Genomic DNA, 20,944 nt, shown 5'->3' on the forward strand with positions numbered 1-20,944 from the left:
TAAGTCCTGGGTGGTCCTGACTCACATTATATTGTATCAGGTGCCCATGGGAGATATAACCACATTACGTGACTGTTGTAGGGTGGAGATTGCCGAAACTGTTGCCAGCGAAGATAAGGACTGGGGTTGGGATACCTCAGGGGCTACGTCCTGAGTAGTAGGCGGCTGCTCAGGCTGAGGTATTGCTAAGGTCAGTTTGGTAACACCCATAGGCAAGTTGCTCAAGCAATGTTCTACCCCTGCACTCTTGTGGAGGCTAAACCACCCTACCCAAAAACCTAAAAGTCCTCCCACCAGCGCTACATAGGGTATAAATACATAGGGTGGTGTGTATCGGACAAGAAATACTCCTGAACATATTGATGCAAAACAGAAGGCCATAATAAACATGTTGGCTTCCATGACGCGCTTTATACGTTGGGCGATTGATCTCCGCGATGCGGTTTTTACAATGGCGCATCTTTGCCGTTCCGAAAGCTGCTTTGGCCTGTAGTGCAGGGTTGGATCTCTACTAAACTCGTCCTCAAGGTTGCGCTCCACTACACTTTCTCTATCATCAAACTGAAATCTGCTCAGGGTGCGTCCCGCATACTCGTCAATTGCCGCCTTTAGTGGTTGCTCACAGCCCCTAAGTGATTGGGGTGTGCCAGACTCCTGATCGCCAATGAAGTAGGGAGTAAGGCTGGTGGTGTTGTAGAGGTTACTCAGGCTACTCAGAGTGGTATAACTCAGGTTGCTGTTATAGTCGGGTAGGCCACAAATCCTGAGTAAAAGCCTACTTAACTCTCCGGATGTAGCGCTGGGACCAGGCAAAAAGCCTATGAGGTTCGCAGCAGATTCTGTAAGTTGTGCGTTACGCAAAAAGTCTCGTATGCATAGCACTCTCGGCAAAAAAGACTCATATACCACCTGTCCTATGCGATCATCAAGCTGCCTTAAGTGGTTAATGCCTGTAAGCTCCCTTAATATACGGGATTGTGCAGCCTCCGCAAACTGGCTGGTGATCATAGTTTCACAGAGTTCGTTGAGTTCCAGTAAAAACTCCTTCCATTTCAACGGGCCAGCCGACAGTCTGAAGCCCCAAAAGAGCATCTGTAGCTCTGAGAGGAGTATGTCTGGCCGCTGGACTATACGCGAGACTTCTTCCTCATTAAAAAAGTCATGAGAGGTGCGTATCTTGCCCTCCCCTACATTCAATAATTTTAGCCCGTCTCTACCCAGTACTATATCCGATCCGTCAAAGTTACAGCCAGGATAAAATATGAATATAGCAGCGGCAATTTTCTCCAGATTTTCCTGATTATAGCGTGTATGAACTTCCAGCGGGGGCATGACCTTTCTTAAAGTTGCTGCTACGTCTCCAACTAGCGTACTCCTAAAGCTGTGGCTCTCCATAATAAACCGGGCACTATCCGCGCTCATGGCATGGACCAAGTCTTCCTTGTTGGTGGCATTGTACAGTTGGGCTGCCACACTTGTAAGTGCAGTAGAAAAGCATAACAGCGGCATAAGGTGTTGGAGTGTATTCCTGCCGATCTTTTCAAGCATGTCTCGGGTTTCTGGGCCACTGGGGCAGCCAGCTTTCACGCACTGATACGCTATAATGTTGCTCAGCAATGCGTTATAATGCTCGGCCATGTACCCCGCTGCCTTGTGTCCTGCACTCAGTAGTAGGGAGTTCGCCCTGCCCGCATCTCTGGCAACGAGGTGCTTCATGTATTGGTAGAAGCCTTGATAATCTTCCGTATGTAATATGTTATGAATGTTAGTATGCTCGTCATCCAGATACTCTAGTATCGAGAGCACAGTAGCGTCCGCTTCCTCTTCTTCCTGCGGAGTAGAACGTCTGAGCGATTCGAGATGCACTAAATACGAAAATATAAATCTCAAAACCGTATTCGCTACATTCTTGGAGGCTATACTCTCTGGACTGACGGGAGTGTAGCGTGTGGATAGTAAATCCTGAAATACTTGGGCGTTAAGCTGCATTCTCGACGCTACATCTATACCATATGTGTAACTGCCTACAGATATGGCACCTGCGGCATAGCGGTTGACGGTTATCAACCTAACGCTGCGAACCTCATCAACTACCACCCGCCCCCGCTGGAAGTCTACAGAGCGCGCAAACTTGCATACCGTGCGGGTCACCTTCGGCCTCAGAACACCGGGTATGTAACTGTCACCTATTAGCTCCGAAAGTAAGGGGTTACAAAACAATGAGTAGACGGTACTGGGGCTAACGTCTACTCTTGAGCACTCTTGTATGTTATCAGCCAGTACCGCCGCAAGTTTGTAGGGATTACCAAACGGCTCGGTTTCCAGTAGTTTATTACAGTAGCTGCCATCAAGGGTCACGCGCGCTTCTGGTGAGGCAGAACCTTCTGGTGGGGGATTCGAGTCACCGCCGCTTCCACTTTGAACATTCCTCGCAGAAGTATCCAGTGCTGCATTTTGCTCACCAGATTCAGCATCTGGCACCCTGGAAAGTTGACCATTCTGCTTTGAAGCTTGCTCTGGAGCTGGCGTAGAAACTTTACCATTCGCCTGAGTAGGCTCAAGGCTCCCCAAAACATCCAGGGCGCGCTCACCACCCTGCTCTGCTGGGGATGCTGGCACCCTGGAAAGTTGACCATTCTGCTTTGAAGCTTGCTCTGGAGCTGGCGTAGAAACTTTACCATTCGCCTGAGTAGGCTCAGGGCTCCCCAAAACATCTGGGGCACGTTCACCACCCTGCTCTGCCGGTTTGGCTGATGACACCCTCAAAAGTTGACCATTCTGCTTTGAAGCTTGCCCTGGGGTTGGCGTAGAAACTTTGGAAGGTTTACCTGATCTTACAACAGGTTTTGCAATTTTAGCCTCCATCCTAGCACTACGAATCTCACATAACCTCATACCGCGTATTCCAGTACTTCCAGCGCTATTAGCCGAAATACCATTAGTAGATGCTACAGACCGTTTTGCAGAATTCACAGACGCGCTACGCGCCGCCGTACCCCGTGGTGACTGCGCTCGGTTCCTTGATGCACCTCCAATATCATCATTTGAAAAGCATCGACGCGCCATGTTGTGTGCATGTACACCATTGTTACCTTGCGGTGATCGACTCTTAGGAGGCTCAATAACATCACTTTTTAGCGGTTTTCCACGATACATACTATTTTAAGAAGTTTAGCAATTTACTTATTAATCTTAACATTTCTTAAAATAATATGCACATTATTTAACCTATGTTAAAGAATTATACTAACATCAGCGCAGATATTCTTAACATTTTAGGGAAAAATTCTTAACAACTTAAAATATGGCTCCACCACCACAGCTTTACGTCTACACACATAGGCAGCCCCTGCAGCACTGGCATAGAACGCACAAGAGACTACAGCTATAGCAATTACAGGAGGAGCAGCAGTACTTACAGTAGTCACAGCAATCACTGCAAAAGCCACAGCCATGACTAGTTTCATAGTTGGGCCACCAACAGGTGGAGCATTAAGCCACTTTATTTTACTAACCTGCTGTGGTTTATAGTTTTCTATGACATCATATTCTGTATTATCCTTCTTACTCCCTGCTACAACAATCTCCTTCATGGATATCACAGGAATCTTAGCAGTCTTGACAGCATCCTTTATGGCACTGGGATCCATCTCAACCATGACCTTGGCAACACCAGAATTGGTAGCAACCTGAGCTACGACCTTACTGGGCCCAATCTCAACAGTACTTCTACAGCAACAACAGGCACAAGTAATCACAGCAACGGTCCCAGCAAAGAGTAGAGCACCGACAGCAACCAGAGCACCAGCAGCCAGAGCAACACTAGCCCCCACAACAGCACCTGTTAGCAGTCCCACGATCTCAGCACCTTGAGGACCTAGAGTCCCAGCCACACTAGCCACCCAATCAGCACCTAGAGCCTGAACAATCGACCCGGCCAACCCACCACCAACACTACCCTTAGGAAGCTTTACAGTAACCCTGACACTACCCGTTGCAACCTGACCACCCTTAGCAGCAGCCTCCCTAGCAGCGGCCTTAAAAGCCTCTAGCGCAGCGGCCTGAGTAGCAAGCTGAGCAGCCAGAGCCCTAGCAGCCTCAGCAGCAGCAGCCTGAGCCTCTAGAGTCTGAGCGGCAGCCTGAGCGACATTCCCAGCCACAGAACCCAGGACAAGACCACCAGCAGCACCTGTTACCAGTCCCAGAATCTCACCACCCTGACCACTGAGAACACCAGCAACCTTGACACCAGCCTTGGCACTATCCTTAGCGACCCTGACACTATCCTTAGCAACCTTGACACCAGCATCGGCAATCTTACCAGCTGTACCCTCAGCAGCACTAGCAATTTTCCCATAATTTATTTTTCCAGCTATAGGAGTTATAGGAGTAAGAACAGGTTGTAATGATTGTACAGTGACTAATCCTTCTTCCTTTACTTGTATAACTTGCTTCCAAGATCTATATAAATCCCTTATAGATACTCCAGTTACTGCTAAATATGCTACTGCAGCTACTGCTGATATAGCACCAGCCACAGCAATAGCTAGACCACCACCAGCCAGAGCAACCGCCCATATTACTGCTACTGCACATAGTAGCTTGCCTATGTTCAGGAGTACCCCAGATACTATATGGAGAATGCTATTAGTGCATATTGGGATGAATGATAGCGCTGAGCACTGAAAGTAAAGGGAGCTTGCATTACCTATGTTCAGTGGTACCCTGACACTTTTCCTGTTTTGGTGGCTTAGAAGTACTCTGTTCAGGTTCCCAATCTGGAGCAATCTCACCTCTAGAGCACTCACATTCAGGAGTACCCCAGATATCGCATGAGCTCTGTTTGCTACTGCATATGGGATTGCTGCACACAGTGCTGGGGTACAGAAGTAGGCACTCCCCTATCTTGCTCTTGACTGTTGCGCGACGGTGCTTTTTCCCGATTAATAGGATGAGCAAGAGGCTGCACTGAAAGTAAAGGATGGCGAAGGGGAGTAGAGGACAATAGAAGTTTGCATTGCTGGGGTAAAAGCAATTATTGGTGCTGAAGGCATTGCCAACGCAGTTATAAAAGGACTGAAAGACAGGAGCACTGGTATATGCTTAAGGCCGTTTGCGCTAACGCATCTCCTCCATAGGAGTTATGGAAAATATGGAGAGGCCTAAAGAAATCACCAGCGCGACAACCTTGACAAGGTAGATCCTGGCCGAAGTTGTGGCAACGTCTCCTTCAACAATAAATCGCATATCAACACTACGGCTTCCGTGCCCCCAGAGCACGTGGAACGCTTCGGCAACTTCCAATAAATAGAACGCTATCCTGTGCGGTTCATGGCTTACAGCAGAAGATTCTACTACGCTCGGCCATCTAACCAGAAGCTTTATGAGCGCAATTTCTGGAGCGGAAGACACTCGCGAAAAATCCACATCCTCAATGGGTAAAAGGTCGGGTGCATTGCGTATCAAGGAGCATGCCCTTGCATGAGCATATTGAATGTAGAAAATTTGACTATCCTTTGACTGCTCTTTCGCCTTTGCGAAGTCAAAGTCAAGCACCACATCATTCTTTCTGGTCATCATAATAAATCTGGCAATATCCTTGCCGACCTCTTCTACCACATCTCTCGCAGTCAAAAACTCACCGCGCCGTTTTGACATTTTAACCGGCACCCCATTTTCTAAGAAGTTGACCATATTATGGAGCTTAACGTCTATTGTAGCCTTGCCATCACTCAGTGCGTGCACCGCGGCTGTGAGCCTTGATACGTAGCCTTTGTGATCAAAGCCTAAACCTAAGATCATGTCATTAAAACCCCTGGAGATTTTATCGAAATGGTAGGCGATATCCCCAGCAAAATAGGTCCAAGACCCGTCTTCTTTCTGCAGCGCCCTGTCGGAATCGTCACCAAAATCAGTAGACCTGAATAGTAGCTGCTCCCTGGCTTGCCAAGCCACGTCTTCCTCTACACCTCTAGGGCGCTCAAGTGTTCCGTAGTAGAGCATCCCCTTTCGTTGTAAAAATTCTACGCACTTTTCAATGGTGCGGTTACGCTGCAAATCCGCTTCATACGTGAACACGTCGTGTTTCACACCCAAAAGCGCCATATCCTCCCGTATCAGATCTAGGATGCTCTTCAGTGCAAATTCTCGGATAACCGACGCCCTGTCTTCAGACGAAAGCAGCTTATCTCCGTGCCTTTTAACTAGGGCTTCGGCTATAGGTTTTAGGTACTCTCCAGGATAAAGACCCTCCCCTATCGTGACCTTCTCTCCTAATGCTTCTTTGTATCTCAAATATACTGACTCAACCAGCGTATTGATCTGCCCGCCGGCGTCATTTACATAATACTCCCTGGTAACATCATAGCCAACCCATGCCAGTAAATTTGACAGCACATCTCCAAAAACTGCGCCGCGCGCATGCCCTATGTGTAGTGGACCTGTGGGGTTTGCTGAGACGAACTCTACATTCACCTTTTGCCCACGGCCTAGATTTATTGCTCCATAGTCTTTACCCGCATTGTTTATGTCTCTGATGGCTGAGTACCAAACTTCGCTTTTGCATTTTAAGTTCACAAACCCAGGAGGTACTACATCCACACTCTCTACCCCCTCCACTCCCTCAAGGGCTTGTCGCAGATGTTCCGCAATTTCCATCGGGTTCTTTTTCTTGAGCTTACCAACAACCAGCGCAGCATTGGTATACACGTCGCCATGTCTATCCTCAGTGGGGGGAGCAACTATGAGCTTTTGTAATGAAGAATCCGCAACCTCAGCACCCCAAAGCTCACCAATCTTCTGGATTACTACACGCCTAAAGTTGCCAAACAAATTAATTGCACTACCAGCCGAAACCATGGATAACCCTGCATTCTATGGCTTCAGTATATAAGCAATCTCCAGTACATAAAAGTCTTATATGGCAACACAAGCTATTCTCACCAACTCCGAAAACACATTCTCAGCTGCAAAGCCAAGCATCAGCACGCAACCGGCGTATGCCGTTCCAACAGCGGAGAAGTTTCTGATGTACTTGATACCAAATGTGCTATAGTGCTATGCTGTCTCACCCTAATGGTTACATTCGTATATGCAGTGGAGAGAAAGGGGAGTGGTGATAGGGGCACGCCCGTACGGGGACGAGCACTTACTACTTTCCATACTCACGCGTAACAGAGGGTTGCGTAGAGGGCTAACGAGGTTCATAAGAAGGCGTCCTCCGCAGATAGGGGATCTTGTTGATGCAACCTGGCGGGCAAAACTTCCAAGCAATTTAGGGCATTTTACCTATGAGGTGATTACTTCTACCTTTTACAACTATTTCCGCGACAGGGTTAAGCTCATGTGCCTATCATCAGTTACCCACATCATGAGTGTTGCGCTTCCAGAAAATGAACCACACCCAATATTATATGACTCATTCCAAGATTTTGCCGCCGCGGCTGAGGCCGAAGCGCCATGGTATAACCATTATCTGAGATTAGAACTGTCAGTGCTATCTCAGCTGGGGTTCGCATTAGATCTGTCAAGGTGTGCCATAAGCAACACCACAGACAACTTGCTATTCATCTCCCCAAAAACTGGCAGAGCATTGTCTGCAGTTGTCGGGCATGCATACCGTGACAGGCTTTTACCCCTGCCAAAAGTCCTGCGCAGCATATCATGTGGGTTAGAGACCGAGTGTTGCTCAGCAAGTGAATTTGCACTAAGCCTAAAAATTTTAGGTTTTTTCTTGCGCAGACACCTCCTACAAGAGAACCACACGTTTAAGGAGTCCAGAAAGATACTAACTGAGCTACTGGAGTAGAATTCTTGCATTTTTAAAGAATATTCACTATTAAATGATAAAAGCAAGTAGTTCAAGTACCAACCAGGGGGTTGTTATGGCCGCAGCACAAACTGCTCAAGAGCAGAACATGGGACCGAACTTGGCGGCAGTGCAGTCTTTGCTCAATGCAACTCGAGATATGTCCGGCGGTGGCGAGTCAGAAGATGACAAGTCTGCTTTGGCAATAGCATGCGCAGTCATGGCCACTCCAACCCAAGCGTTGAAGAGCGATGTAGTGGCAAGCCTTTTAGGTAATGTAGACAGGGCCGTGGTCTCTCTGGGAGCAAACATCACTCCGCAAGTTAGTATTTTTAGTCCTACAAGGGGCACTTCAGTATTTTTTGGATTCCCAATACTCTTCGATAGCATATCTAATGGGGACGCCGGAGGAGATGAGGGGGGAGATGTGTCGGGAGGAGGCGGCGAAGGAGAAATCGCCTCTGGAGACGGCGACGAGGGGCATCATCTAGACGCAAGGGATGATCCGAGTCTTTTTGACCCCTGGCGCTTTAATGAATATCCCTACGCAGATGAAGCAATATCGCACGCCTCCCACGGCATGGATGGCGTTTCGCACGCAATGGGTGTGGATATGTATCATGACCTATCTCCTTCCGCATCTCCAGATGTGCGTCCTGAACACTCTGAAGGTCGGGGAATGTAGCCCTTGTGGCCTATCCGACCATATCAGTACAAAGGGGCGATACATTATTGCAGTAGCGATGCCGAGATACACACTTCCGATGGCGGGCAGGCTTTGAAGATTGACCCGTATTACTACAACACACATGCCTATCCAGAAGGGATGGGTGTCGTAGCTTTTTCACCCTAACCTCTCAAGAAATTGCACATACCCTGACGGCCGAAATACAAGCGCTACATCACGTGGATACACATGCGCTCAACCCCGTACAGGAGATTGTGCACCGGCCACAGCTTGTAACTCCACAAAGGTCTGAGCCAACGTAGAAGGCTCAGAGCGCCCTGCCCTTTCAGCTGCACTCCGCTCGTTACATTGATTGCCGGGTTCATATACCCATCCGGGTCCCAAGATGGGCGAGTGTACTTCATGGCAGTGCCCAGAAAAGATGAGCCAGCATCCCAACGCCATTATAGATATTGCAATCAGAGCTTCGGCAAGAATTGTAATCACATCTCTGGCGCCCCCCACAGGGATGTGTTCGTGCAGTAAGGGTACTAGCAGCAAGAGCACAAATAAGCTAACAAATAGTAGAATACAAAGTGCGTTGAAGGCCCTAGACCTGGTTATAGTATACTGCGGTACGGTGCATACAGTTTGTACACCAGACTGTCTTAAGTTAGGATGCTGTATCTCAGATTGAACAGTAGCATGTTCCGCTGTAGGCGGATTTGTTACGGACCTTTGCTGCAGTTGTTGACTAGTACCGGAGTTGTGCAATTCCACCGGCTGATGGCGCTCCTGAAATCCACGTGCCACGATTGTACTGCGCAGGTACGAGCGCAGATAAGTCTTGCTACTTGCACCTTCCAACAGGTTTGCCATTTTCTGATCATACACCCGATCGAGGCGATGTACGAACAGCAGCTCCCTAACTGCGGGGATTATTATGTCTTTTCTGCTGTCTACATACGATTGCATGTCTTGATGCGGAGTCGTCCTATTAAAAAAGACCCCAGTCCTGGGAACGTACTGAGAAAAAAGAATTTCCAGTAAGGTATCAACATCTTCGAGGTACACGGCCCTCCGTTCTGACACGTCACCGCTTCTGGCTAACTCAGCTCTGAGAGTTTTTATCCCAGTCATGAACGTGTCAACCTCGCACGCTAGCTCTTGCTTCCTCTCAAAGTCTGACTTTAAGTTCAAAAATTCAGATACTGCCTTCTTTCCTTGGGACCATCTATCCATGAATCCCTCGGCAATTGTGCCCGACATATCTGCGAGCGCACCTTCCCCAAGCTGCCCATCTTCATTCTCCTCTTGGCTATTGCACTCCCCAGACGTGCTGCTGGTACGCCGTATTTGCTCTGCTAGTTTTACAGGCGAGCGGATCAGGAGCGCAATATCCCGAAAGGCCTGTATGGAATCCACTAGCTCTTCAGCCATTGATGGGGCATCTGCCCCATATTGCACCTGTAATGCCGAAGCCACAAATTTTACTAGCGGTACTCTGTATGCCTTGCCTTCTTCTGACCCAAAGAAATCCTGCGCGGGGCTATCCGGCGCGATATCCTCAAACGCAGCAAACGCCCTAAGTAACTGTCCTTTGCCCCCTAATGGCATACGCACCCCGCTATGGCCGCACTACACCACCAGGTAACGCTAGAATACCTCAAGCAAAAAAGCAAGCCGTACAGGGACGACTTCCACCCACACCGACAACTATACCAAACTTAGCAAGCTTGGTACACCGTTGATATATATGTCGTTCCGCAGAAAAGGTCCAGGGAATAATGTTCCTAGCGCAAAATTCAGCGGGTGGAAGGGGATTTACACTAATAAAGTTTGGTATTGTGGTGACCGTGCAAAACGTGAGCCTCAGCATGCCCAATTGAGCATATAACTGTGCGGAGTACCTTCAGGAGCACAGGGCTGACTTGCATAAGAATACGTCAAAGCCCTTACCGGAAATTTTTGTGTACTTGCTGTAATTCTCCACCACAGCCTGCGCAGGCTTATGTTCCAGCGTATGAGAAAAGGTCTGCTGCTTTATAAAGTCACACCAAATGCTTACTGCCTCTGTTATCTCAGCTGCATCAGTGTTTATAATAACCTCCGCATAATCGAGCATATCCAGACCACAATCTTTACGGGCCTGCTGTATAAGCCGCATGATGTCCCGCGCGATCCCTTCGAGTAGAAGCTCCCTGGTGAGTTCATGGTCTATGTGTAGCACTCCTACTGGGACGCCACCAGAAACTATCTGGCATGCATACTCACTGTGCGCCTTAAGATTTAAAGAGAACTCATCCTTTTGGATTATGCATTGCTCACCGCTCGGAGCGCCGAGTAGCAGGCTACCGTCGCTCTGAACTTCCCATACACCACCCTTCATAAGAGCAATTATCTGCTTAACTTTCTCAGGTACTCTCTGGCCAAGTAGCGCAAAGTTTAGTTTTAGCTCAAAGGACGCCATATCCTTTATGGTGCCTGACATCTGCAGGCTTTTAACGTTAATCTCGTTGAGTATTATATCTCTATACTCCTGGGGCATGTTCAGCAGACTTTCGCAGTTATACGGGTATATAACCATGCACCGTAGCGGCTGCCTTACCCGTATGTTGTGTGCGTTTCTAAGGGAAAGTGCGTGACTACAAACATCCATAGCTAGTTGCATGTATTCCGCGTTCTTTTTATATTGGCTGACAGCGCCAAAATTGCTTGCATCGGGAAAATCTGCAAGGTGAACTGACTTTTCACGCTGAAAACCCAACCCTAGCCATATAGACTCTGCAACGAATGGAAGAAATGGCGCGATGACCCGCACCAGGTAGTACAGCACGGTGTATAACGTGTCATAGGCGTTAGTTTTGTCAGCAGTCTTGTCCCGCATCCAAAACCTTCCCCGGCACCCGCGTATGTACCAGTTGTTTAGCTTATCAGAGAATTGCACTATGGCGGCACACGCAAGCCTTATGTTATAAGGGTCCTTCACCCCAACTGAACTGGATTCCATGGCCTCCGATACCTTCACCACCATACACGCACACTCGTACAGTATGTATTGGTCCATGATATTCGTAATGCATTCCAAGCTCTCCAGAATGCGCCCTTGCATCTGGTCTGAGTTTGCGTATACGGTAAAGAAGCTATAACTGTTCCATATGGGTTTTACCACATTCTTCAACGTATCACGAACGACGTCACCATCTTGGTCAAGAAGCAAATCCCCACCGACTGATACCGCGTGTGAGAGCATGGTAAACCGTACGGAGTCAGCCCCGTACTTTTCAAACATTTCCATGGGGTCCGGATAGTTGTTTAGCCGCTTTGAGAGCTTCTGACCTTTAATATCCAGCACCACACCATGGCATATGCAATTATTGAAAGGGTGCCTATCAAACAACCCGGTGGATAGAACAAACAGCGTATAAAACCAACCCCTGGTTTGCGCAATATACTCGGTGATAAAGTCTGCGGGAAAGTGGGAGTCAAAAAACTCCTTGTTCTCAAACGGGTAATGCATCTGCGCGTACGGCATGGAACCAGATTCAAACCAGCAGTCTAGAACATCTGGAACTCTTCGCATCATAGACTTACCCGTGGGGTCATCCGGGTTGGGGCGAACTAAACTGTCAATGTATGGGCGATGCAGATCCTCCACCGGACCGAAATCTTCCTCTAGCGCCTTAACATCTGGCAGTACCTTCTTGATGGAGCCATATACATCCGTTCTAGGATATTTAGGGTCATCAGATTGCCATACCGGCACCGGAGCCCCCCAGAACCTGTGTCTGGATACCGACCAATCTTTCGCGCCATCAAGCCACTTACCGAATTGGCCACTCTGCACGTGCTCTGGCACCCAATTAACCTCTTTGTTAAGCGCAATCATACGTGCTTTTAGCTTAGTTACCTCCACGTACCACGATGACATTGCTCTGTATATTAGCGGGGTATCCGTGCGCCAGCAGTGAGGGTAGCTATGGGTGCACTGCTCCGTTGCAAACCATAATCCCTTGCCTTTCAATTGTTGAATCACAGCATCAACTGTGTCAAACACGTGCTGCCCAGCGAAATCGTCAACAACCGATGTGAACCTTCCTGCGTCATCCACGGGGCATATTACAGAGAGCATTCCAGGGGATTCCTCGCCCAAATCGGGAATTCCGTGCTGTTTGCACAGTAGGAAGTCATCCTCACCGAAACCAGGAGCCAAATGCACTACCCCGGTGCCGGACCCCTCAGCCACAAACTCCGCATCCAATACAATAAACGCATTTTTACTGTCTGCAAAATATGGAAATGGTGGAACATACTTTACTGTCAGCAGCTCCTTGGCCGGTATTTGTATGACTTGAGCACACTCAAGACTGCGCCTCTCACAGTAACGCATGAAGTGGTCTAGATAACCCGCGGAAAATACCAGCATTTCCGCACCGACAACTGCCCCAACGTAATCCATGTTCGCATTTATGGCTAGGGCGAAATTTGACACCAAAGTCCAGGGAGTTGTGGTCCACGCAAGGATGCTGCAAGATTCAACCCCTTGTGGAACAAAACCCGCCTTCTCAGAGAGTTTGAACCTGACCGTGACTGATTTACTAACCTTGTCCCTGTAGGCATTATCCATTTTTGTTTCGAAGTTCGACAAGGGTGTTTGGCACGCCCAACTGTACGGAACTACTCTCACAGATTCATAAACCAGCCCCTTACGCCAAAGCTCATAGAACGCCCACATTACAGACTCCATGAAGTTTTTGTCCATGGTTCTGTAGCCGTTTTCAAAGTCTACCCATCTTGCCTGTCGCTCTACATACTCCCTCCACTGCTGGGTAAACCTCATGATAGAGCTGCGGCAGTAGTCATTAAACTTACCGATACCAAAGCTTTCTATGTTGGTCTTGCCTGACACACCTAGCTCTTTCTCCGCTAGCATCTCTGCCGGCAGCCCGTGGCAATCCCACCCGAATTTCCGCTCCACTCTAAATCCGCGCATGGTCTTGTATCTGGCAACGGCATCTTTTATGAACCCTGTTAGTAGGTGCCCATAGTGGGGCAGCCCATTTGCAAACGGTGGGCCGTCGTAAAATACGAAGCTTTTGTCCTTAGAGCGAGTGTTTACAGACTCCTCAAAAATCTTCTCGCCGTTCCAGTATTGCAGTATCTCTTTTTCTATAACAGAAAACTCTGGATTGCCTTTAACCTCCGGATAGTAATTCACATCACCCTAAGCATCGAATAACGAGCACAAAATATACACACTCCTTTGCGCGTTGGGAAGCCCCATGCACAGCCCCAACAATGCCGTAGTGCAGTGGAGATCTTCATAAAGTATTGTCGCAGCGCAAATGATTGAATCAAGCCAGGCAACATGCGAGCCGGAGCGAGATATGAGTTAGCCGAACGGCACACAGATCGAGTACGTATTTACCAATCAACACTGCCCCAATGGGAGGCCTAAAAGGCTGAATACTCTGGAATCAGAATCGGTCATAGCCCTGTTTTAGTTTTGTACAATATCTACGAGTAGGTGTATCATTCGCCCTGTAACGTGACTGAGGTGGTTCTATGGACATAATTGAAGGAGAAGCGGCCCCGGAATTTACTATAAAGCTTGAAGACGGCACTGTGGCACCCTCCTCCTCGTATATCGGTAAGAAGAATATAGTCCTGTACTTTTACCCAAAAGATGATACACCAGGGTGTACAAGAGAGGCAGAAGGTTTCAGAGATGCTCATGCGGAGTTTGCGCGCCTAGACACAATAATTGTGGGTGTGTCAGGTGATGGTGCGTCCTCGCACGCGGGCTTCAGGAAGAAATATCAGCTACCGTTCGAACTAATTTCTGACGAAGACTCTAGCCTTTCCAAGCTATACGGCACCTGGGTTGAAAAGCATATGTTCAGCAAGTCCTATATGGGTATAGAACGATCAACCTTTCTCATAGATAAGCATGGTAAGATACGGAAAATCTGGCATAAAGTGAAAGTTGACGGGCATGTAGATGCCGTTTTAGATGCAGTAAAACGCCTGGAGACGGTGTAGGCACATTAAGAAGAACCGTGGTGTATTCCAGGAAAAAACCCATAAAAATCAGGCTGTATCACGAAGAAGACGGCATTAGGGCTGGTGGCATGGTCACGCTAAACATTACCCAGGCTCACTACGTGCGGGATGTCATGCGGGCGGGGCACGGCGATGCTGTATTGCTGTTTGATGGAACACACGGAGAGTGGCTGTGTAGGATTGCGTACATCTCGAAGAAAACTGTCGAGGTAGAAGCCGAAAAACTCCTCAGAAAACACGTCCGCACCAGGACCTTAGTCTTGTGTTTTGCGCTAGTAAAGGGTGACACCATGCGTAATGTTGTGAGACAGGCTACAGAAATGGGTGTAACTCTTTTCCAGCCCATGCGTACCGAATACTCCTCCGTGCACGATATTGATCCAAGAAAATGCCGCTTATGGGCTGTTGAAGCCTCTGAGCAGTGCGGCAGGCAGGATGTGCCTGAGGTCGCACCTGTGGTGGATTTCCGCACGCTGTGCGAGTTTCATAACTCGGATAGGCAGTTTGTGTTGTGTGATGAAACTGGCGGTGGCAAACCGCCGCGTGAGGTTCTGCGCAACAACCGAGACGTTTGGGTGATAGTGGGGCCGGAGGGAGGGTTCTCCAACGAGGAGTTACGCTCCTGTGAAGATTTCTGCAATAAAATATCCCTGGGCCCTAGGATACTTAGGGTTGATACCGCAGTGGTGTGTGCCCTTGCACATGTTAATGAGTGTTACGCCTACGAATAAGCCCTACCAGTTCCCACAGAGTTGTGCATCAGCAGCCAGCGGCGCTACTTACACATCTATAACCTACACAGCATACTGTGCGGACTCCCAACACAGCCCTATAGACAACTAACGAGTATATCGGCATTACAAGCTGGAGAGTAGTTAAACACACTTGGCATGCATTGCCTAATAACATGTGTAGTACAAATATTCGCAATGGAGGGGTATATACACTACCTACGGTGGCAAAAATCCGCCATAGATGTTACAATATACCGTACAGCTTCTAGCTACACTTGTTGGATAGGTCAGATTGTGTCCGAACTGTTTCTCAGCTTTTGTAGTAGTCCAAGCGAAACAGGCAGGCGTAAACTGCGGGATGTGCTCGCTGCCAATCCGGGGCTGCAGCGTAATTTGCTTGCTGTCATCAGCCTAACGGAAAATGGGGTACTGAAAATAGGGCATAACCACGAGTTTTCTGGATGCAGAGTCCGATTTACGCCTCCTGACAGTGACCCCAAAAACGCGGAAGAGCCGTTTTTCATACTTGATACCGATCTGGATAGTGAGCTGAGTGAGTCACTGGCGCGGCTAACGCCAGACAGCGTGCTCTTAACTGGGGCAAACATAGAAGAGGCGCGGCTCAAGGCCGGAGTTAGCGTCATTGTGAGCAACGCTGAATCCGTACAAAGTCTGTTTTCCTTTATTGTGCATATCATAGACAGCGGGATGGTGCTCAATAAAGGGGAGGACTGCGAGGAACAACGCGTCAGCAGTTCTGGTAAAAATGTCAAAAAGCGCATAGGCAGCCTCATGCGGAGCCTATTCAAAGGCGGTTCCGAGCACGATGATAACGAGCATAGTGTGCTCACCTCTGTTTTCGAGTGCTACCTAGACTATTATCTCGAGCGCGCATTGGGCCACATCCATGCCGGCGGTTATGACAGCAATGGTGACAGTGCTTGGGAACTGGACCCACGTTTTCTGCACGCCACATTAAACGGGCGCGCCTTGTTACATGATGAAATCACCACCGGCATACTGTCTAGTCTGCACCGCGGCCAGGCATTTATTTCATCCACGTGGAGTTCTCAAGCAAGGCACAGAGTGATGCTGCTCTCGGCGGTGCTACGCGCCATCAATGAGCTACCTAAAAATGTGAAAGATGAGGTACGCCGTGATAGTTCGACCAGGCAGCGTTCCAGCATAAATTTCCTGTGCGCGTGTGGTATTGCAATATATGCTTCGGAAGGGCGCTACGTAAGCTTGCAAAACTCTGACATAAGAATACGCAGCTTGCTGCAGGCTATGCTTGCTGACAACCCAGCACGGTACGACGAGGCCGCGGGTATGCTTGCCATTTCGCATCTGGCATCTGACAAGAAGTACAACAAGAAGCTTATACAGGAGCTGATGAATGATGCGCGTTTTGCCAGCGTGTATCACAAGCACGATATACGCTGCTCAGAGGCGCAGGATTTACTGCTTAGGCTGCAGAGCAGGTACAGAAGGGTTTGTGACCTTGTGCAGTCGTGCGGTGGCCAGCCACTACTTTTTCCCAAGTTCTGTATTTACAGCTTCTTTGAAAGCCTACTTCCGGCACTAGAGCGTTGTGGTGGGTTTCAGCTTACCTTGCCGATTCAAATAGACAGCCACATTGACCGCGTGCGCCAGGGTGCCGCATTTGGGCAGTACGCTCCCACCATTTCAGACCTGGGACGTGGGGGTGCTAACGCTGAGCTGCTATACCAGGGCCGGGATGCTGATGTTGAAAGCACACCCAAATTTGACGATGTTCGCGTGAGGAAAGCTCTAATAAGAGCTGTAGCAGTATTTGTCATCTCCGCAGTTATATTGGGTATTACGGCTATACTGTATCTCTCGGGCGCCATCAGCGCACAGGTGATGATGGCCGTGGGAATCATCATTGGGGTGGTTTTCGTGCTATCTATGGTGGGTTTGGCATTCTCTTATGCAAAAGGCAGATGCGGGCTTGATATTGCCAGACATCGCAGTGCCCCCATGCTTACCCTATGCGTGAGCGTACGTGACAGGGATCTGTTTAATGATGCTCGCGAACAAGAATCCATATCTGGGTTTGGTATAGCGAACGGGAAGCTGTGTATGGAAGGCCGCCCCTTACCCAGAGATAAATATGTAGCACACGTTTTGGGTTCGGAAGATGAAGTCCCACATGGCATGTGTATCCTGTTTGGTATGCGTGCAACGCGGGATGACGGCGATCTTGAGCTTATCAGAACTGTCTCAAGCAGAACTGCGTGGCCGGAGGGGAGTACCACAAGCATATCGTTTACTGAATGCCCGTACATGGGTATGGATGATTGTAATGTACGTTGCAGTGCGAGCGGACAATGGTCATCCAGGGCTGGACACATAGTACTTATGAAGACCCTTGCCAGAGCCGGGAGGGTGAATCTGCTGCTTTCGTACTTAGACGCTTATGTAGACCTGATGTGTTCGGACGACGGCCGAAATGCTATAGATCCAAAATTCCGTACCTCAAAGCAATGGAAGCTTCTGTGCAGAGACCACGCAGAGCATGGCGTAATAACTGCCATATATGAATGTTGCGGCATGTATATTGACGAAAGAAGGAGAGCGTGCCTAGAATACGTAACCGCGCTGTTACAGGTGCATGATGTCTCGAAAATTCCCGGGAAAAAGTCACACTCAGGCATCCTGTCTACACTGCAGCACAAGTATGTAGATAAGTATGCAAGCAATCTGCACCGGCTGGTAAACGGCCCGGAATTCCCGTTCTCGGACGATGCATACAAGTTCGCTTTGGAGAAAGAAAGTGGGATCACGTTTGACTCAGCCAACTGGTTTTTCTCTCAAATCGTGCCAGTGCAGTTCACTAGGTTTATGTGCGCGGATGATCGCACATTAATATATCCTCAGGGTAATTCCAGCGCTGCTGCAGGAGCTGGGCGACAGCGTGACGACGAGCAGCCCATAATGAGCGAAGACAAAGCGTATGAAGAGCCACAAGATTCGCATTTGGATGTGAAACGCAGTGCAGCAGGAAATCGTCCACAAACAATGGACTCCGAACCCGGTGATGACGATATCTTGAGCCATAGCGGGGCTGGTGCAACCACATATGATGACTTGTCATACTACGAAGAAGAGGAAACCGAAATATGCCCAAATTTTGCACCTGACTCGGACGAGGAGGACTTTACAGCAAGAGGAGTGGCACCTCGACAGAAAAAGGGAGGTGGTGCACATGGCAATACACCTACAAATTGCGGCGCGGAATACACTACAACAAGCAAAATGCGTGTTAATAGCTATAAGCAACACGGTGGTGGGGCGCAGGGATTGTGCGCCGGAGGAGGAGGCCAGTAAAGGATAGTGGGTACCACACCACGGACGCCGGGAGTAGGAATGGCGCGGCCACCCCTAGGAAGTCAACATTACCGCTGAGCTTGGGATAGTTTGTAAGTCAGAGTTGCGGTGATAAACTTATCCAAATCTCCATTGAGCACGGAGTCCACGTCTCCGGTCTCGCACCCAGTTCTCAAATCTTTAACCATGCGGTACGGGTGCATCACATATGACCTAATCTGGTGTCCCCACCCTATGTCGCATCTGCTATCATGTTCTTGGGCCATTTTTTTCTCCTTTTCCTGAAGCTCCATCTCGTAAAGGCGGCTGCGCAGCAAACTGTAGGCTTCCGCCCGGTTCTGGTGCTGGGACCTACTGGTTTGACATTGCACTACTATACCTGACGGTATGTGAGTTATGCGCACTGCGCTTTCAGTCTTATTCACATGCTGGCCGCCCGCCCCAGAGGCCCTGTACGTGTCGATACGCAGGTCCTTCTCAAGTATTTCTATGTTAATTGTATCGTCAGCTATTGGCGATACTTCTACACTGGCAAAGCTTGTATGGCGCCTTGATGAAGAGTCAAACGGTGATATCCTCACCAGCCTGTGTACACCACTTTCGGTCTTCATCCAACCGTAGGCCCCTCTCCCGGACATTTTGACCGTAACTGACTTCAACCCCGCAGCTTCACCATCAATTTTATCTATAATTTCTGTGGTAAACCCATGATAAGTCTCGGCCCACCTCACATACATACGCAGGAGCATGGCAGCCCAATCACTACTCTCCGTACCGCCAGCACCTGGACGAATAACTAGGAAGCACCCGCTATTATCGGCTTCCCCAGAAAACATGCACTCGGCCTTTTTCCGACCAACACGGCGTTCCAGCTGAGTTAACGTCTCCCACAGGCCACCGAGAAACTCGCCATCGCCCTCGTCCGCCATGTCAAACAACTCGACACAGTCAGCATGCTCCCTCTCCAAGGTGCGGAACGAAGCTAAAACCTCCTCTACCCTTGCTCTCTCGCTAAGTAATTTTTTTGCGTTCTCTTGATCGTCCCACAGAGAGGTGGATGAACAACGGGAATTTAGCGCTTCTAAAGAATCTGCCAGGCCATTAACGTCAAAGACACCTCGCAATAGACTCCAGGTCCACCCCAAGCCTATGTATAAATTCCGAAACCGCAGACCTACTATGCACCTACACCCCCAAAGCTATTATACCTCACCTCTATCTTTAGACGCCAACCTATTGAATACCAAATAAAACAAGAACACACACAATAACAGCTTTAACATAAACCCCGTATCTAGGCGACTGCGCCGATGCTAGCAGATAGGCCTAGAAAAGGCAAGTTGCGAAAACATCGCGCAACGAGTAACCCCCTGTTTACGTTCTACTAACCCACAATTGCGAAGTCCCCCTCAACATACTGTACATCGTCATTATCTTCAAGGTCATTCAGAAAGCTGACAAGCTTTGCACAAAGCTCGGGAGAGTCCACCTGTACCTTTTGTTTCGGCCTCCAAGACAGCTTAGCCAGTTCGCCGTCAGAATACTGCGCATATAGCCCGTCTCGCACTTTACCAAAGTCCTCCACGCTGCAAATTATGGTATACACCTTGTCTTCACCTTCGCCGCCTTCCTCTAGATCTATTGCCCCCAGGCTGGTTGCGAGATTAAAAAGGGCATCGAAACTTTCAATGCTCTCGGCTTTGTATACCACCAACCCTACATGATCAAAAAGATATGCTATGCTGCCCTTCTCCCCTAATTTACCACCGTGTTTGGAAAAAATATGCCTAAGCTCGCCAGCAGTACGATTGCGATTGTTACTCAGCGCGTGTACGACAATGGCCGTGCTGCCGGGGCCGTATCCTTCATACGTAATCTCCTCATAGCTATCATCCGCCGCGTTTCCCTGCGCGCTCTTTATAGCGGCCTCTATTCTGTCTTTAGGTAGATTTTCCGCCTTAGCAGAGGCTATTGCCGCCCTTAACCTTGGGTTTAGATCCGGAGTCGGCGGGCCGCTTCTGGCAGCAATGATTATTTCCTTTCTGAGCTTGGTAAACACCTTCGAGCGCTTAGCGTCCTGAGCCCCTTTACGATGTTTAATATTTGCAAACTGCGAATGACCAGCCATACAATACCCCCAAATATCGCAAACCACGCGCGGATGACTTAAGCCTCACACAGTCTAAGCTCTACAGGACAAATATGCAATCCTATTACCATACAATGCCGAAACATGACCATGAGAAAATATGCAACGGTCCGCACTCCTTTTCGAACTTGTCGACACACAACCCGTGCGACTAATAGCAACCCGCCACCGTG

12 protein-coding genes are annotated in these 20,944 nt (G+C 48.9%); 5 read left to right on the top strand and 7 right to left on the bottom strand.

All coding sequences use genetic code 11. From position 1 onward, the window contains the following. Nucleotides 1–36: 36 nt before the first annotated feature. The 3 genes from AOV_RS02460 to argS form a co-directional block, all read right to left on the bottom strand. Nucleotides 37–2,973: a hypothetical protein gene (locus AOV_RS02460; protein WP_233497227.1), complete on the bottom strand. Its 2,937-nt coding sequence runs from the start codon at nt 2,971–2,973 to the stop codon at nt 37–39. A gap of 302 nt (nt 2,974–3,275) precedes the next feature. Continuing rightward, nucleotides 3,276–4,808: a hypothetical protein gene (locus AOV_RS02465; protein WP_117374429.1), complete on the bottom strand. Its 1,533-nt coding sequence runs from the start codon at nt 4,806–4,808 to the stop codon at nt 3,276–3,278. Between the two features lie 310 nt (nt 4,809–5,118). Continuing rightward, a complete protein-coding gene (gene argS, locus AOV_RS02470) occupies nt 5,119–6,858 on the bottom strand; it encodes an arginine--tRNA ligase (RefSeq protein WP_117374430.1) in 1,740 nt (579 codons plus the stop codon). Nucleotides 6,859–7,090: 232 nt separating this feature from the next. Between argS and recO the strand changes: the two genes are divergently transcribed. Both recO and AOV_RS02480 read left to right on the top strand, forming a co-directional pair. Further along, nucleotides 7,091–7,807 carry a DNA repair protein RecO gene (gene recO / locus AOV_RS02475; protein ID WP_075138995.1) on the top strand — a complete coding sequence of 239 codons (717 nt, stop codon included), beginning with the start codon at nt 7,091–7,093 and terminating at the stop codon, nt 7,805–7,807. Between the two features lie 76 nt (nt 7,808–7,883). Beyond that, nucleotides 7,884–8,492: a hypothetical protein gene (locus AOV_RS02480; RefSeq protein WP_075139486.1), complete on the top strand. Its 609-nt coding sequence runs from the start codon at nt 7,884–7,886 to the stop codon at nt 8,490–8,492. 237 nt (nt 8,493–8,729) lie between these two features. On the opposite strand, the gene AOV_RS02485 is transcribed toward AOV_RS02480, so the two are convergent. Further along, a complete protein-coding gene (locus AOV_RS02485) occupies nt 8,730–10,091 on the bottom strand; it encodes a hypothetical protein (RefSeq protein WP_075138996.1) in 1,362 nt (453 codons plus the stop codon). Nucleotides 10,092–10,386: 295 nt separating this feature from the next. Then, a complete protein-coding gene (ileS, locus tag AOV_RS02490) occupies nt 10,387–13,692 on the bottom strand; it encodes an isoleucine--tRNA ligase (RefSeq protein WP_075138997.1) in 3,306 nt (1,101 codons plus the stop codon). A gap of 347 nt (nt 13,693–14,039) precedes the next feature. Here ileS and AOV_RS02495 point away from each other — a divergent pair, with 347 nt between their 5' ends. The 3 genes from AOV_RS02495 to AOV_RS02505 all read left to right on the top strand — a co-directional run bounded on the left by AOV_RS02495 (nt 14,040) and on the right by AOV_RS02505 (nt 18,622). Continuing rightward, a complete protein-coding gene (locus AOV_RS02495) occupies nt 14,040–14,516 on the top strand; it encodes a peroxiredoxin (protein WP_075138998.1) in 477 nt (158 codons plus the stop codon). Nucleotides 14,517–14,533: 17 nt separating this feature from the next. Next, nucleotides 14,534–15,268, top strand: coding sequence for a 16S rRNA (uracil(1498)-N(3))-methyltransferase (locus AOV_RS02500; protein ID WP_075138999.1), 735 nt, complete (start codon nt 14,534–14,536; stop codon nt 15,266–15,268). 297 nt (nt 15,269–15,565) lie between these two features. Further along, nucleotides 15,566–18,622 (top strand): hypothetical protein, encoded by a 3,057-nt coding sequence (locus tag AOV_RS02505; protein ID WP_075139487.1) that lies wholly within the window; start codon nt 15,566–15,568, stop codon nt 18,620–18,622. Between the two features lie 68 nt (nt 18,623–18,690). On the opposite strand, the gene prfB is transcribed toward AOV_RS02505, so the two are convergent. Then, on the bottom strand, nt 18,691–19,794 hold the full coding sequence (gene prfB / locus AOV_RS02510; protein ID WP_410518154.1) for a peptide chain release factor 2: 1,104 nt from the start codon (nt 19,792–19,794) through the stop codon (nt 18,691–18,693). Between the two features lie 212 nt (nt 19,795–20,006). After that, the gene (locus AOV_RS02515) at nt 20,007–20,750 is read right to left on the bottom strand and encodes a YebC/PmpR family DNA-binding transcriptional regulator (RefSeq protein WP_075139001.1); all 744 of its coding nucleotides are present in this window, start codon (nt 20,748–20,750) and stop codon (nt 20,007–20,009) included. Nucleotides 20,751–20,944: the final 194 nt, after the last annotated feature.

It is taken from the genome of Anaplasma ovis str. Haibei, from assembly GCF_002214625.1.
Classification (GTDB): Bacteria; Pseudomonadota; Alphaproteobacteria; order Rickettsiales; family Anaplasmataceae; genus Anaplasma; species Anaplasma ovis.

Coding starts and splice junctions, on each gene's coding strand:
- AOV_RS02480 (WP_075139486.1), top strand. CDS start 7,884: ATGGCCGCAGCACAAACTGCTCAAGAGCAGAACATGGGACCGAACTTG.
- AOV_RS02485 (WP_075138996.1), bottom strand. CDS start 10,091: ATGCCATTAGGGGGCAAAGGACAGTTACTTAGGGCGTTTGCTGCGTTT.
- AOV_RS02515 (WP_075139001.1), bottom strand. CDS start 20,750: ATGGCTGGTCATTCGCAGTTTGCAAATATTAAACATCGTAAAGGGGCT.
- argS (WP_117374430.1), bottom strand. CDS start 6,858: ATGGTTTCGGCTGGTAGTGCAATTAATTTGTTTGGCAACTTTAGGCGT.
- AOV_RS02495 (WP_075138998.1), top strand. CDS start 14,040: ATGGACATAATTGAAGGAGAAGCGGCCCCGGAATTTACTATAAAGCTT.
- recO (WP_075138995.1), top strand. CDS start 7,091: ATGCAGTGGAGAGAAAGGGGAGTGGTGATAGGGGCACGCCCGTACGGG.